The organism is Aliivibrio sifiae, from assembly GCF_002954715.1.
GTDB classification, from domain to species: domain Bacteria; phylum Pseudomonadota; class Gammaproteobacteria; order Enterobacterales; family Vibrionaceae; genus Aliivibrio; species Aliivibrio sifiae.
On the sequence record NZ_MSCP01000002.1, the window covers coordinates 912,494 to 913,832 of the forward strand.

1 protein-coding gene is annotated in these 1,339 nt (G+C 38.8%); it reads right to left on the reverse strand.

Annotation, left to right across the window (positions count from 1 at the left end; all coding sequences use genetic code 11):
* Positions 1-106: 106 nt before the first annotated feature.
* On the reverse strand, positions 107-796 hold the full coding sequence (locus tag BTO23_RS15265) for a hypothetical protein (RefSeq protein ID WP_105063928.1): 690 nt from the start codon (positions 794-796) through the stop codon (positions 107-109).
* Positions 797-1,339: the final 543 nt, after the last annotated feature.

The following is a 1,339-nucleotide window of genomic DNA, read 5'->3' on the forward strand; positions in this document are numbered from 1 at the left end:
ATAACACGTTTGCTACCATGCAGATTAAGCTTAAATTTACCACTTAATACGGTAAAACCAAAGAAACCTAGAATGCCGAATGTAGCAAATCGTGTTGATGCGATTGTTATGTAAAAAGCTCCCATGGGATGAGGGCTGACAAAATAGCCAATCCCGAAAACATATAAGGACTAAGTACATCCAAATGCTCGCGGTCATTTATAAAGGCGCTAAGCCTATACTTAAATTCAGTAAACAATAAGCGTAAATATTTGGAAGCAGTCCATTTCTTATTGAAAGATAGTAAACTGAAGTACTCATCGTAATATTCTTCTATCCATTCACCATCCCCGCTTTCACCACGCCAAACTGCTGGGTAGTTAATGCCTCTGCGCAAAAAACCGCTCACTTCATACGTTGAATGCATAATTCCTGGTTCATCTCCTCCCCAGACATCAAAAGCTCCACCTAGCAATCCTTTTACTGCTTCCTCCCGATGGCTGTAATGAAATACATCTTTATTTTTCATCATTCGCACTGACCAAAGAAGAAATAGTTCATTGTGATAAGGCTTCGCGTAATTTCGATATCTGACTGTCAAATAAACCACAGCTGCCAGAAGCAAGTATGCGATATTATTTTGGTGTGCAAATTCAATTTTGAATATAAATGTATTAGCTTCTTTCATTGTCGCACCTGAAGCTTCAAGCGCTAGCAAAACTAACGAAACCGTTGTTAGTACCTTTGCTTTGGCTATCAATTTATCGTCAGCATCAAACCTATCTGTAAAACTCTTTTTATCTACATCTTGAGTCAAAGCTACCTCCTTTTACATAACGCTTGCATAACACGTGCTGACGACCAACTTTCCAAACCAATTACACTTCAAACCAAAAACGCCGAATGTAATAAGCATCGTGTTGATGCGATTGTTGTGCGTGCTTACTTTCGGCTTGGCCAACTTGGTAAAGAACTGCCCTGCCAAGATTTTCTAAGCCCTGATTCTAATTTACCGATAGCAATTAAGCGAACAAAATGTTCTTAAATTGCGAGATGAAGTAAATGGAAAACAGATACATTTTTTACACCATTTGAACGGCTTGGTTTCAGCCGGTTTGGAACTGATAAACTAAATACACTCGCCACAATTGGGATTGAAAATGCTGCGAGCAAAACACTGATGCAGACTAAAATGAGGCATAACCAAAGAAAAATTGAAGCGTAAAATAGCTTCTGAAACGCCTGAACTTGGGGAAATAAGGGTTGATTTGCCGAACCTAATGAAATGAAAACCAAAAGGTAACAAAGAAGAAATTTACGCTTACTAAGCCGAAACTACGAAAGCCGCGATTCTATTGAT